Origin of the sequence: Pseudomonas sp. NPDC087639 (assembly GCF_044743385.1) — a bacterium.
In the GTDB taxonomy this organism is placed as follows: Bacteria; Pseudomonadota; Gammaproteobacteria; order Pseudomonadales; family Pseudomonadaceae; genus Aquipseudomonas.
In genome coordinates this window covers 20,623-32,777 of sequence record NZ_JBIUWI010000013.1, presented here as the reverse complement: position 1 = coordinate 32,777, position 12,155 = coordinate 20,623, and the positions used below count along the sequence as shown (strand labels likewise).

Below are 12,155 nucleotides of genomic sequence, written 5' to 3'. Positions count from 1 at the left end.
CTGGGTCCTTGTGCAGCGTTGAATTTAGCGCTCCAAGGTATGCCTGTTGCCCGTTACAGTCCAGTCGGGTCGAACGTCTGCGGCAGCAGGCAGTCAACCGTTTACATCGTTCGGGAATTGGCACCATGAAGCGTCGTTATAGCTGGCCGTTATGGATTTTCGCTGGGATTGTCGTGCTGTTGATTGCACTTCACATCGCCCTGCCCTACATGGTGCGCGATTATCTGAACGACAGAATGGCGAACATGGGTGACTACCGTGGGCAGATCACCGATGTCGATCTGGCGCTTTGGCGCGGCGCCTACAAAATCAACGGTCTGAAGATCGTAAAGGTCGACGGCAAGGTGCCGGTACCGTTCGTCAACGCACCGGTGATTGACTTGTCGGTGAGCTGGCACTCGTTGTGGTACGAGCGAGCGGTGGTAGCGCAGGTGCAGTTCATCAAACCGGAAGTGAATTTCGTCGACGGTGGGGCCAACAAGCAGAATTCCCAGACCGGTCAGGGCACTGACTGGCGCGAGCAACTGGGCAAGTTGCTGCCGATTACCCTCGATGAAGTCCAGATCCACGATGGCCGCGTCACATTCCGCAATTTCAACTCCAAACCGCCCGTCAACATGAACGCCACCAACGTCGACGCCAGCATTTATAACTTGACCAACGTGGTCGACAAAGAGGGCAAACGCGATGCGCGTTTCGAAGGTAAAGCTTTGTTGTTGGGCCACGCCCCTCTGGAAACCACCGCGACCTTCGATCCGCTGAGCAACTTCGAAGACTTCGAGTTTCGACTTCGCGCAAAAGACATCGAGCTAAAGCGCATGAATGACTTCGCCTCGGCTTATGGCAAGTTCGACTTCAACGCCGGGCATGGCGACGTGGTGATTGAAGCAAAAGCCGAAAAAGCCAAAGTGACCGGTTACATCAAACCGTTGCTGCGCGATGTCGATGTGTTCGACTGGCAGCAAGACGTTGAAAACAAGAACAAAGGTCTGTTCCGCTCGGTCTGGGAAGCACTGGTAGGCGGTACCGAAACCGTGTTGAAAAACCAGGTCAAAAATCAGTTCGCTACCCGCGTGCAACTCAGCGGTAACGTGCACCAACAAAATATCAACGGGTTCGAAGCGTTTTTGCAGATTTTGCGCAATGGATTTGTTCAGGCTTTCAATGCGCGGTATGAGCGGCCGAAGCCGGATGAGGGTTAAGGCTTTGCGCCAGCACCTCCCGATGAAGGGTCTCGGCCGAAACCGAGTCAACATGTGACGCCCCATTCAGAGACTGAATAAGCCGTCTGCGTTCACAGTCGACCGGGGGGCGCGTTATAGTCGGTGCATCCGATTATTTCGCCCCCGCCCTGCACGTTCAGGTCGGCGTTACCGTTCGAGGATTAGCAGATGAAGTTCGAAGGCACCCAGGCCTATGTCGCCACCGATGACCTGAAGCTGGCGGTCAACGCCGCCATCACCCTGGAGCGGCCGCTGCTGGTCAAGGGCGAGCCGGGCACCGGCAAGACCATGCTCGCCGAGCAACTGGCCGAATCGTTCAACGCCCGGTTGATCACCTGGCACATCAAGTCCACCACCAAGGCGCATCAGGGCCTGTACGAGTACGACGCCGTCAGCCGTCTGCGCGACTCGCAGTTGGGCACAGAAAAAGTCCACGACGTGCGCAACTACCTGAAGAAAGGCAAGCTCTGGGAGGCTTTCGAGTCCGAAGAGCGGGTCATCCTGCTGATCGACGAAATCGACAAGGCCGACATCGAGTTCCCTAACGACCTGCTGCAAGAACTCGACAAGATGGAGTTCTACGTTTTCGAGATCGACGAGACCATCAAGGCCAAGAAGCGCCCGATCATCATCATTACCTCCAACAACGAGAAAGAGCTGCCGGACGCCTTCCTGCGCCGCTGCTTCTTCCACTACATCGCCTTCCCCGACCGCAACACGCTGCAAAAAATCGTCGATGTTCACTATCCGGACATCAAGAAGGATCTGGTCAGCGAAGCGCTGGACGTGTTCTTCGACGTGCGCAAAGTACCTGGTTTGAAGAAGAAGCCGTCGACCTCGGAACTGGTCGACTGGCTGAAGCTGCTGATGGCCGACAATATCGGCGAAGCGGTGCTGCGCGAACGCGATCCGACCAAGGCAATTCCGCCGCTGGCAGGGGCTTTGGTAAAGAACGAACAGGACGTGCAATTGCTTGAGCGCCTGGCGTTCATGAGCCGTCGCGGCACCCGCTAAGAGGCTGATGCCATGTTGCTCAACCTGTTCAATGAAATGCGCGCAGCCAAGGTGCCGGTGTCGGTGCGCGAGCTGCGTGACCTTCGCCGACATGGACGAGTTCTACTACTTGTCGCGGGCGATTCTGGTGAAGGACGAGCGGCATTTCGACAAGTTCGACCGTGCGTTCGGCGCCTACTTCAATGGCCTGGAAAAACTCGACGATCATCTTCAGGCGCTGATTCCCGAAGACTGGCTGCGCAAGGAGTTCGAACGCTCGTTGAGCGACGAAGAACGCGCGCAGATCCAGTCCCTCGGCGGTCTGGACAAGCTGATCGAAGAGTTCAAGAAGCGTCTGGAAGAACAGAAGGAACGCCACGCCGGCGGCAATAAATGGATCGGTACCGGCGGCACCAGTCCGTTCGGTTCCGGCGGCTTCAACCCGGAAGGCATTCGGGTCGGCGATGCCGGCAAGCGTCAGGGTAAAGCGGTAAAAGTCTGGGATCAGCGCGAGTACAAGAACCTCGACGATTCCGTCGAACTGGGCACGCGGAACATCAAGGTTGCCCTGCGCCGCCTGCGTAAATTCGCTCGTCAGGGCGCGGCGGAAGAGTTGGACATCGACGGCACCATCGACCACACCGCCAAAGATGCCGGACTGCTGAACATCCAGATGCGCCCGGAACGGCGCAACACGGTGAAGCTGTTGTTGCTGTTCGACATCGGCGGTTCGATGGATGCGCATGTGAAGATCTGCGAGGAACTGTTCTCGGCCTGCAAGACCGAGTTCAAGCACCTGGAGTATTTCTACTTCCACAACTTCATTTATGAATCGGTGTGGAAGAACAACATGCGCCGCACCTCCGAGCGTTTCTCGACTCAGGATCTGCTGCACAAATACGGCGCCGACTACAAAGTGATCTTTATCGGCGACGCCGCCATGGCGCCTTATGAAATCACCCAGGCCGGCGGCAGCGTCGAACACTGGAACGAAGAGCCCGGTTATCTGTGGATGCAACGCTTCATGGAGAAATACAAGAAGCTCATCTGGATCAATCCGTACCCGAAAGATACGTGGGGCTATACCTCATCGACCAACATCGTGCGGGACTTGATCGAGGATCAGATGTATCCGCTGACCTTGCGTGGGCTGGAAGAAGGGATGAGATTCCTGTCCAAATAAAATCAAAAGATCGCAGCCTGCGGCAGCTCTTGCAGGGGAGCGGGGATTTCTCCGTAGGAGCTGCCGCAGGCTGCGATCTTTTGATCTTCAACCAAACAGCTGCAGATAGTCGACATGCTCCCGGTGCGCAACGTCCTGCACCACCGGCCGCAATCTCACCTTTGCTCCCGGCAGACATTGCGCCAGCCGAGTCAACGCCAACGGCGTCAACGCCCCCAAGCGCGGATAACCACCAATCGTCTGTCGATCATTGAGCAAAACAATCGGCTGCCCGTCCGGCGGAACCTGCACCGCGCCCAGTGGAATGCCCTCGGAAATCATCGGCTGCCCCTGGTATTGCAAAGGCTTGCCCAGCAAGCGAATGCCCATGCGATCAGCGCGACTGTCCAGCGTCCAGGCGCTGTTGAATACATCAAACAGACTCTGCCCGCTGAACTGGCCGATCTGCGCCCCGAGCACCAGATCCAGCGGCGCATTCAGCCGAAGATCCGGGCGATGCGCCATTGGCACTTCCCGAACCAGAAAGGTTTCACCCTGATAGCTCAACGTCGCCCCTTTGGCCAGCGGCAGACCCATGCCATCGAGCCCCCCGAGTTCCTCGCGCACCACCGTGGCGCTGCTGCCCAGAACCCTCGGCGCGTCAAAACCACCCGGCGCCGCCAGATAAGCCCGGGCACCGAGTCGTGGCTGGGTGAGTTTCAAAGTCTGCCCTTTGCGCAGTTTGAAACTGCACCACGGCGACAGCGGTTGGTCATCAAGGTGCGCGTCGAGATCTGCCCCGGCCAACGCCAAGAGGCAATCCTCTTCAGCCACCACGGCAAACCCGCCGAGGGTGATTTCGATCACCGGCAGATCCAGGCCGTTGCCCAGCAGCCAATTCGCCCAACGCATCGACCGCCAATCCGCCGCACCGCCCTGGGTCACGCCCAAATGCCGCACGCCAAACCGCCCGGCGTCTTGCAATAGGCACAGCGGCGTACTTGCTTCAATCGTCAGTCGGCTCATGCCAGTGCCTCCAGCGGTGTGTCGTCGCCACCCAGATGGATGAACTCGGCGTGGCTCACCGCTTCGAAGCGCACGGTGTCGCCAGGTTGCATCAGGCTGTAGCCGTCGCGATGACGATCAAACAGTTTCGCCGGGGTGCGGCCGATCAAGTTCCAGCCACCCGGGGAAACCACCGGATACGCGGCGGTTTGCCGTTCGGCAATGCCGACGCTGCCGGCGGCGACTTTCTTGCGCGGGGTGTTCAGGCGTGGCGCAGCCAAGACTTCTTCGACCAGCCCCATGAAGGCAAAACCCGGGGCAAAACCAAGAGCGAATACCTGATACTCCCGGGCACTGTGACGGCGGATGACCTCTTCTACCGCCAATCCACTGCGTTGGGCCAAAAGGCTCAGTTCGGGGCCGACGCTCAGGTCGTACCAGACCGGCAGCACGTGGCACTGGCCGGTGGCCCGTGCATTCGGCGAAAGATCAATCAACGCCTCAGCGATCAATTCCCGAGCCTGATTCGGGCTCAAAACGGTCAAGTCGTAATGCACCATCAACGTTGTATAGGACGGCACCAGATCAATCAGTTGCGCGCCGAACACCGCGCGTAAGCGCTCACTGGCAGCGAGCATCCATGGCATGTTGGCCTCGGCGATGTCATCGAACAGACGCAGCATCAGGCAATCCAGTGCTACGACTTCAATCCTTGGATTCATGACGCACTCTGCTGATTCAAGGCCTCGCGGATACGCTGCACGGCGGCCACCGAACTGGTGTTGTCACCGTGTACGCAAAGGGTGTTGGCTTGCAGGTGCAAGGCGCTGCCGTCGCTGGCGGTGAGGTTGTCGCCACGGGCAATGGTCAGCGCTTGCTCGATGATTTTTTCCGGTTCGTGATGCACCGCGCCCGGCAGTTGTCGCGAGACCAGGCGACCGGCGCTGTCGTAGGCACGGTCGGCGAAGGCTTCAAACCACAGGGTTACGCCGTACTCGTCGCCGAGTTGCTGCGCCGCCGAGTTGTCGCGGGTGGCCATCAACATCAACGGCAACGTGCGATCGTAAGCGGCCACCGCCTGAATCACCGCGCGCAACTGCGCCGGGTTGGCCATCATGTCGTTGTACATCGCGCCATGGGGTTTGACGTAGCTGACTCTTGCACCTTGAGCGCGGCAGATGCCGTCGAGCGCGCCGATCTGGTAATGCAGGATGTCTTGCAGTTCCTGTGCGGAATACGCCATGGAGCGCCGACCGAATCCGACCAGATCCTGATAGGCCGGGTGCGCGCCGATCTGCACGCCATGGCTCAGTGCCAGGCTGACGGTTTTGCGCATGATGCCCGGGTCGCCGGCGTGGAAGCCGCAGGCCACGTTGGCGCAGTCGATGAAGGGCATGACTTCGGCGTCCAGACCCATGGTCCAGCTGCCGAAACTCTCACCAATGTCGCAATTCAATAACAGGCGGCTCACGGTAAACACTCCTGTAGCTTTTTATCTTTCTATCCGTAGGATATCGCCCCTTGGGCAATGCCCCCGCAGGTTATCAGTTACTGCGCGTCGAGTTGCTTGCCACGGGTTTCCGGCAGGCTCAACGCCGCGATAATCACCACGCCGTAAGACACCGCAGCAAATGCACCAATGCCCACGCTCAACGGCACTTTCTGGCTGAGCAGGCCGATCAGCAGCGGAAACAGCGCCGCCAGCGCCCGGCCGATGTTGTAGCAGAAGCCCTGGCCCGAGCCGCGAATCCGCGTCGGGAACAACTCGGTGAGAAACGCGCCCATCCCGCTGAAAATCCCCGAGGCAAAGAACCCCAGCGGGAAGCCCAGCCAGAGCATCACGCCATTACTGACCGGCAATTGGGTGTAGAGCAGAACGATGGTGAACGAGCCGACCGCGAACAGGATGAAGTTCTTTTTGCGACCCAACAGGTCGGTCAGATAAGCACTGATCACGTAACCGACATAGGAACCGACAATCACCATCGCCAGGTAACCGCCGGTGCCGAGCACGCTCAAGCCCCGTTCGTTTTTCAGGAAGGTCGGCAACCACGAGGTGATCGCGTAGTAACCGCCAAGTGCGCCGGTGGTCAACAAGGAGGCTCGAAAAGTGGTGAAGAGCATGCCGGGGGCGAAGATCTCATAGAACTTCGCCGCATTTTCCGGGGTTTGCGCAGCCTTGGCTTCGCGGTAGATCTCCGGGTCTTTGACCAGACGTCGCACGAAAATTACGAAAATCGCCGGCACGATGCCGAGGATGAACAGCGCTCGCCAGGCGTCTTCCGGCGGCATGATCGAGAACAGCAGCGCATACAGAATCGCCGTCAGCCCCCAGCCCAGCGCCCAACCGGATTGCACCATGCCAACCGCTTTGCCGCGATCCTTCGCCCGGATCACTTCGCCGATCAGCACTGCGCCAGCCGTCCATTCGCCACCGAAACCGAAGCCCATCAGGGTGCGGGCGATCAACAACTGTTCGTAGTTTTGCGCGAAGCCGCAGAGGAAGGTGAAGAAGGCGAACCACAACACCGTCAGTTGCAAAGTGCGCACACGGCCGATGCGATCGGACAGGATGCCTGCGACCCAGCCGCCGATGGCCGAGGCGATCAGGGTGCTGGTGTGAATCAGCCCGGCTTCGCCCGTGGTGATGCCCCACATCGCAATCAGGGTCGGCACCACGAAACTGAGCATCTGGGTGTCCATGCCGTCCAGACCGTAGCCGATCTTGCAGCTCCAGAACGTGCGACGCTCCTGCTTGTTGATGTTGCGATACCAGTCGAACGGTCCGGGGCGGGCCGTGGTCTTGGCGAGGTCGAGGGTGTCGGGCGCACTCATGGCAAGTCTCCGCAGGCTTTTATTGGTCTTGTTCGTAGTCCCGACGACGCCTATCGTGGGAACCGGATGCGCCGATTTTTGGGCGCCCCGCCCTGCTGCGTCCAACGAATAAAAACCCGCCTTAGGCATAAGAAAAATTTGTCACCCGAGCCTTGCCCATGAACCTGAAGTTTCTCGAGACCTTTGTCTGGGTCGCCCGGCTGAAGAGTTTTCGCCTGACCGCCGACAAGTTGTTCACCACTCAGGCATCGATTTCCAGCCGCATTGCGGTGCTTGAAGGCGAGTTGGGGGTGAAGCTGTTTCTGCGTGATTCGCGCGGCGTCAGCCTCACACCCGAAGGCTTGAAAGTCCTGGACTATGCCGAGCAAATGCTCGACACCATGAGCGCGCTCAAGCAATCGATCGAAACCCGCTCAAGCAAGGTTGGCCGTGTACGCATCGGCGTGATGGACACGGTGATTCACACTTGGCTGAGCCCGTTGGTGGCGCAGATGACCGACCTGTATCCACGCGTGGAAATCGAGCTGGTGGCCGATACCTCGCTGAACCTCTGCGATCAGCTGCAAAAAGGCTTTCTCGATCTGATCCTGCAAACCGATCTGGTGCGCCATGAAAGCGTGCGCAGTCTGGAGCTGGCCAGCCATCCGCTGGGCTGGATCGTCGCCAGCCATTCGATCTACAACCGCGACTACGCCGATCTCGCCGAACTGGCGCAGGAACGCATCATCACCTACTCGAAAAACTCCCGGCCGCACCAGGACCTATTGGCGCTGATGCAGGCCAACGGGGTGTTGGCGCCGCGCTTGAATTGCGTGAATTCGGTGTCGGCGATTACCCGGTTGCTGCGCGATGGTTTTGGCATTGGTGTATTGCCGCCGGTGCTGGTGGCCGAGGAGTTGGCGCGGGGTGAACTGACCCTGCTCGCCATTGTTCAGCGGCCACCGAATCTGCAAGTGGTGGTGTCGTGGCGGGTGGGTGTGGAGTGGGTCGAGGAGATTGTGACGTTGTGTCAGCAGGTGCTGGAGGGGTATGCGGTGAAGGTGGGTGAAAACTACATCACCCTTACTAACTGATCACATACTTGTGGTGAGGGGATTTATCCCCGACCGGCTGCGCAGCAGTCGTACACCAAACAACTCAGTCTTTCTGACACACCGCTTTGCCGGGTTTGGGGCTGCTTCGCAGCCCATCGGGGATAAATCCCCTCACCACAAAACCCCCTCATTTCAGGGGGTTGTGCAGAATTTACAAGCCGCGCACATCCCGGTCTTCAATCGGCCGGCTCTGGCGCAGGCGCTTGCCGCCCAGTACCACCCAGTCGATCAGACGGAACAGGCATTCGATGCCGAACGACAGCAGCAACGCGCCGCTCATGCCCCAGATCATCGCTTCCGGAGTCAGCAGGATCTGATAGCTGTAGCCGTTCCAGGTTTCCTTGCGGATGTCCGGGTCGGCGGCCAGCACCACTTGCAGGAAGCGGATGTACCACGGCCCCTGCATGGCCTGGAACTGTTTATCCAGGGCCAACTGACGATTGAGCATCGTGCTCAGGCTATCGGCATCGCTGCGAAACACCGGGTCTTCACTGGCGCGATAATGCGCGACCAAGGCCTGCATGTCGCCCTTGAAAAACTGTTCGGCCGTGCCCTGGAACCCACGCAGACCAGTCTGCGCCTCGATCAGATGCGCCTCGACGCGTTTAGCGTAATCGTTGATGAACCCCGGCACCTGGACACCGATCAACAGGCCCGCCGCAAACAACACCAGCCGTAGATAACTGAGCAACATGGGGTGCAATCCTTATTCGGTCTTGCCCTGGCTTACGCATTCGCCGCGTCGCCACAGGCTCCATTGGCCCGGTTCGTAGCGGGTCCAGGTTTCGTTTTCGGTCAAGGGTTCGGTGGCAATCACCGTCACCACATCGTTGGGCGTGGTTTCGGCCTGGAAATCGACGATCACATCGACATCCTTGAGCCGCGCCGGGCCGAACGGTGCGCGCCGGGTGATCTGCGCCAGTTTGGTCGAGCAATAGCAGAACAGCCAGTCGCCATCGCTGAGCAGGCAGTTGAACACGCCTTTGCTGCGGTATTCGGCGCACGCGGCGACCAGATCCGGCAGCAGCACTTCTATATCGACCGGTTCCGGAAAGGCTGCACGTACGCGGTTGAGCAAATCGCAGAACGCCGCTTCACTGTCGGTATCGCCAACCGGGCGGTAGAAACTTTTGATCGGGGTGAAATCGGCGAGCTGGCCGTTGTGCGCGAAGCACCAGTTGCGCCCCCACAGTTCGCGCACGAACGGGTGGGTATTGGACAGGCAGACCTTGCCGACGTTGGCCTGGCGGATGTGGCCGATGACCACTTCGCTCTTGATCGGGTAACGCTGCACCAGATTGGCGACTTCCGACTCGCTGCTCGCCGCCGGATCCTGAAACAGCCGCAGGCCACGGCCCTCATAGAAGGCGATGCCCCAGCCGTCGCGGTGCGGGCCGGTGCGGCCGCCGCGCTGCATCAGCCCGGTGAAGCTGAACACAATATCGGTCGGCACGTTGGCACTCATGCCCAGTAATTCACACATGTGCGGACTCTCGGGATTACAGACGCGGCTCGACCCGCATGCGCTGCGGATTGCTCGGTACCGGCGGGCGGCCATAACGGTCATCACCGGCACCACCGAACGGCTGATCATCGTCGCGTTCATCGGCGCGAGCTGCGGCCTTGGCGGCGTCGGCCTGTTCACGGCGAGCCTTGGAGGCACGTTCGATCGGGAAGCGGATCAACACGAAAATCAGGTAGATGCCGAAGGCGATCATGCCGTACATGAACAGATCGGAGACCGCGCGCCAGGCGTTGTTGCCGACCTTGAACGCCAGATCCAGTGCGGTAATGGCGATGGCCGGAGCGACCTTTTCCTTCACTGGGTCAACGATAGTCGGGCTGAAGAGCAATACCACCATCAACACGCGCAGCGGCTCGCGCAGCCAGCGCCACATCCAGGTGGTCAGGCGCATCCATACCAACAGGCAGCCTACAGCGGCAAAGGCGTAGAGGCCCCAGGCGATCAGATAGTCGTTCTCGGTCATGGTGTCCATGGCAAGGCAGGCAAGTCGGGTAGAGACAGACCATTACTGGTCTGCCTCCCCCTAAGAACCGTACGTGCGCCTTTCGGCGCATACGGCTCAAGTCTTTAGAAAGCCCCTTGCGGAGCCGGCTTGTTAACTGTCAATCCACGGCTGTGAAGCTGTTGGTGACAAACTGGATGCAATAGTACCCGGTTATCCAAGGTGTCTCCACCGCCTTGGGAGCGGTGGATTATGTGATGGTCGTGCCATCCACTGACCTTGGTTATGGGTTGCATGCATAACGGACACACTCCTTTTTGGCTCTGGTAGAGGCTAAGTATTTGCTTCCGGTACTTCAGCTTTTTACGCATCCGCTCCATCCGCAGCTTCTCACCCATTTCTTCCATGGAAGGATCAAAGGGGTTATATCCCCCACTCACCTTCTTGTGCCGCTCAATCGGTGTACTCGCTATCGAATACAGCGATACCAAGCGTTCCTTCCCAACTTCATTCCTTACCATGGAGGCGAAGACCCAATTCCTTCCTTCATGACTCAGAAAATAATTCTTCCTGATCCAATCGAGCGATTTGTTCGGGTGACGCCGTTTCGCCCAATGCCACAAAACGTGGAAAATGGAATTGTCCATGCGGCTGTACGCTTTCTTGGCTACTACGGGCTGGTGATACAACGCCCAACCTCGCAGCATCGGGTTCAACAGGCGGATCAGATCCTCCTGCCTCGCCGTCTTTTGGGTACTGATGACTTCCTTTACCTTGCGATAGAACGCTTGCACGTTTTTCTTGCTCGGTTTGATCAGGAGCTTCCCGTCGTACTTGCGGAAATTCCATCCCAAAAAGTCGAAGCCTTCATCAATGTGGACGACATGGGTTTTCTCCGGTGAAAGCTGCAGTCCCCGTACTGAAAGGAACTGCTCCACCCAAGGTTTGATCTCGTTTTCCAGTATCTCTTTCGAGCTACCAGTGATCACAAAATCATCCGCATAGCGCACCACATTAATCTTCAGCTTCTTGGCCCTTGTCACGCCCAGATGTTGCTTGAGCTGTTTTTCCAGACCATCCAGCACCATATTTGCCAAGGTGGGCGAGATAATCCCGCCCTGAGGCGTACCGGCATTCGTTGCCTGTAGCTGGCCTTTATGAATCACACCAGCTTTCAACCACTTCCGAAGGATCGTTTTGTCCGTAGGGACATTGGCGATCAGCCAGTCGTGGTTGATATGGTCGAAGCAACCTTTGATGTCCGCCTCCAATACCCATTCGGCCGAGACCTTCTTGGATAGGCACACGAACAACTGCCCCATCGCATCCGCCGTCGAGCGTTCAATCCTGAAGCCGTAGCTGTTCGGATCACCGGTGGTTTCCGCGATGGGCGCCAGCGCCAGCAGGTATAAAGCCTGCATGGCCCTGTCGGTCATGGTCGGAATGCCCAAAGGGCGTTCTTTCCCATTCGACTTCGGAATGAACACACGCCGTAAGGGCCGTGGCTGATATCCGTGGCGCTTCAACCCGTTTGCTGCTTTCCATTTCGCGTCGGGTGTATCCCAGAGCACGCGGTCGACTCCCGCCGTGCGCTTACCCTGGTTTTCAGTAACTCGCCGTACGGCCAAGTACCTGGCCGTTCGAGAGCGGGTCAGCATCCGTTGCAAGGCTTTCACCTTGCGCCATCGACCTTCCCGACAAGCCTTCGCAATCCGTACCTGCATTGCCCGAACATTCCGCTGAACACGACACCAGTCGATGTCGTGCCACTGCTGCGGAACGCCGGAGGGCGCAGACACGGCCTTTAGGCTGTGTTCTATCATGCTGCCTTCCTCTCAAGTTTCCCCGGACAGAAGACGTACGCATCCCCTGACGG

The 12,155-nt window shown here is 58.6% G+C and carries 11 protein-coding genes and 1 pseudogene; 4 read left to right on the top strand and 8 right to left on the bottom strand.

The annotated features are described in order from the left end of the window. The first annotated feature begins 125 nt into the window (after positions 1-125). The 3 genes and pseudogenes from ACIOVB_RS08190 (at position 126) to ACIOVB_RS08180 (ending at position 3,399) form a co-directional block, all read left to right on the top strand. Positions 126-1,202: a DUF748 domain-containing protein gene (locus ACIOVB_RS08190; RefSeq protein WP_401266537.1), complete on the top strand. Its 1,077-nt coding sequence runs from the start codon at positions 126-128 to the stop codon at positions 1,200-1,202. Positions 1,203-1,391: 189 nt separating this feature from the next. Further along, positions 1,392-2,237, top strand: a complete 846-nt coding sequence (locus ACIOVB_RS08185; protein ID WP_401266536.1) for an AAA family ATPase — start codon at positions 1,392-1,394, stop codon at positions 2,235-2,237. 12 nt (positions 2,238-2,249) lie between these two features. Then, a pseudogene (locus tag ACIOVB_RS08180) lies at positions 2,250-3,399 on the top strand (VWA domain-containing protein). A gap of 87 nt (positions 3,400-3,486) precedes the next feature. Here the strand turns inward: ACIOVB_RS08180 and ACIOVB_RS08175 are convergent. The 4 genes from ACIOVB_RS08175 to ACIOVB_RS08160 all read right to left on the bottom strand — a co-directional run bounded on the left by ACIOVB_RS08175 (position 3,487) and on the right by ACIOVB_RS08160 (position 7,218). Continuing rightward, complete coding sequence (locus ACIOVB_RS08175) at positions 3,487-4,404, bottom strand: biotin-dependent carboxyltransferase family protein (protein ID WP_401266534.1); 918 nt, start codon at positions 4,402-4,404, stop codon at positions 3,487-3,489. Further along, positions 4,401-5,105, bottom strand: a complete 705-nt coding sequence (gene pxpB / locus ACIOVB_RS08170) for a 5-oxoprolinase subunit PxpB (RefSeq protein WP_401266531.1) — start codon at positions 5,103-5,105, stop codon at positions 4,401-4,403. The genes ACIOVB_RS08175 and pxpB overlap by 4 nt, the downstream gene beginning before the upstream one ends. Further along, complete coding sequence (locus tag ACIOVB_RS08165) at positions 5,102-5,854, bottom strand: 5-oxoprolinase subunit PxpA (RefSeq protein WP_401266528.1); 753 nt, start codon at positions 5,852-5,854, stop codon at positions 5,102-5,104. The genes pxpB and ACIOVB_RS08165 overlap by 4 nt, the downstream gene beginning before the upstream one ends. Positions 5,855-5,931: 77 nt before the next feature. Continuing rightward, positions 5,932-7,218 (bottom strand): MFS transporter, encoded by a 1,287-nt coding sequence (locus ACIOVB_RS08160; protein ID WP_305441910.1) that lies wholly within the window; start codon positions 7,216-7,218, stop codon positions 5,932-5,934. Positions 7,219-7,376: 158 nt separating this feature from the next. Here ACIOVB_RS08160 and ACIOVB_RS08155 point away from each other — a divergent pair, with 158 nt between their 5' ends. Next, entirely contained in the window at positions 7,377-8,291 is a 915-nt protein-coding gene (locus ACIOVB_RS08155) for a LysR family transcriptional regulator (protein WP_401266526.1), read from the top strand. Positions 8,292-8,463: 172 nt separating this feature from the next. Here the strand turns inward: ACIOVB_RS08155 and ACIOVB_RS08150 are convergent, their stop codons facing one another. The 4 genes from ACIOVB_RS08150 to ltrA form a co-directional block, all read right to left on the bottom strand. After that, on the bottom strand, positions 8,464-9,006 hold the full coding sequence (locus ACIOVB_RS08150) for a DUF2937 family protein (protein WP_305441908.1): 543 nt from the start codon (positions 9,004-9,006) through the stop codon (positions 8,464-8,466). A 12-nt stretch (positions 9,007-9,018) separates the two neighbouring features. Then, the gene (locus ACIOVB_RS08145; RefSeq protein WP_024012022.1) at positions 9,019-9,795 is read right to left on the bottom strand and encodes a class II glutamine amidotransferase; all 777 of its coding nucleotides are present in this window, start codon (positions 9,793-9,795) and stop codon (positions 9,019-9,021) included. Between the two features lie 16 nt (positions 9,796-9,811). After that, positions 9,812-10,309 (bottom strand): MFS transporter, encoded by a 498-nt coding sequence (locus ACIOVB_RS08140; RefSeq protein ID WP_401266523.1) that lies wholly within the window; start codon positions 10,307-10,309, stop codon positions 9,812-9,814. Between the two features lie 95 nt (positions 10,310-10,404). After that, positions 10,405-12,102, bottom strand: coding sequence for a group II intron reverse transcriptase/maturase (ltrA, locus tag ACIOVB_RS08135; protein ID WP_401266521.1), 1,698 nt, complete (start codon positions 12,100-12,102; stop codon positions 10,405-10,407). Positions 12,103-12,155 lie beyond the last annotated feature (53 nt).

Bases quoted from the DNA above. Each gene is read 5' to 3' on its own strand.
- ACIOVB_RS08190 (WP_401266537.1), top strand. From the start codon at position 126: ATGAAGCGTCGTTATAGCTGGCCGTTATGGATTTTCGCTGGGATTGTC.
- ACIOVB_RS08185 (WP_401266536.1), top strand. From the start codon at position 1,392: ATGAAGTTCGAAGGCACCCAGGCCTATGTCGCCACCGATGACCTGAAG.
- ACIOVB_RS08175 (WP_401266534.1), bottom strand. From the start codon at position 4,404: ATGAGCCGACTGACGATTGAAGCAAGTACGCCGCTGTGCCTATTGCAA.
- pxpB (WP_401266531.1), bottom strand. From the start codon at position 5,105: ATGAATCCAAGGATTGAAGTCGTAGCACTGGATTGCCTGATGCTGCGT.
- ACIOVB_RS08160 (WP_305441910.1), bottom strand. From the start codon at position 7,218: ATGAGTGCGCCCGACACCCTCGACCTCGCCAAGACCACGGCCCGCCCC.
- ACIOVB_RS08155 (WP_401266526.1), top strand. From the start codon at position 7,377: ATGAACCTGAAGTTTCTCGAGACCTTTGTCTGGGTCGCCCGGCTGAAG.
- ACIOVB_RS08150 (WP_305441908.1), bottom strand. From the start codon at position 9,006: ATGTTGCTCAGTTATCTACGGCTGGTGTTGTTTGCGGCGGGCCTGTTG.
- ACIOVB_RS08145 (WP_024012022.1), bottom strand. From the start codon at position 9,795: ATGTGTGAATTACTGGGCATGAGTGCCAACGTGCCGACCGATATTGTG.
- ACIOVB_RS08140 (WP_401266523.1), bottom strand. From the start codon at position 10,309: ATGGACACCATGACCGAGAACGACTATCTGATCGCCTGGGGCCTCTAC.
- ltrA (WP_401266521.1), bottom strand. From the start codon at position 12,102: ATGATAGAACACAGCCTAAAGGCCGTGTCTGCGCCCTCCGGCGTTCCG.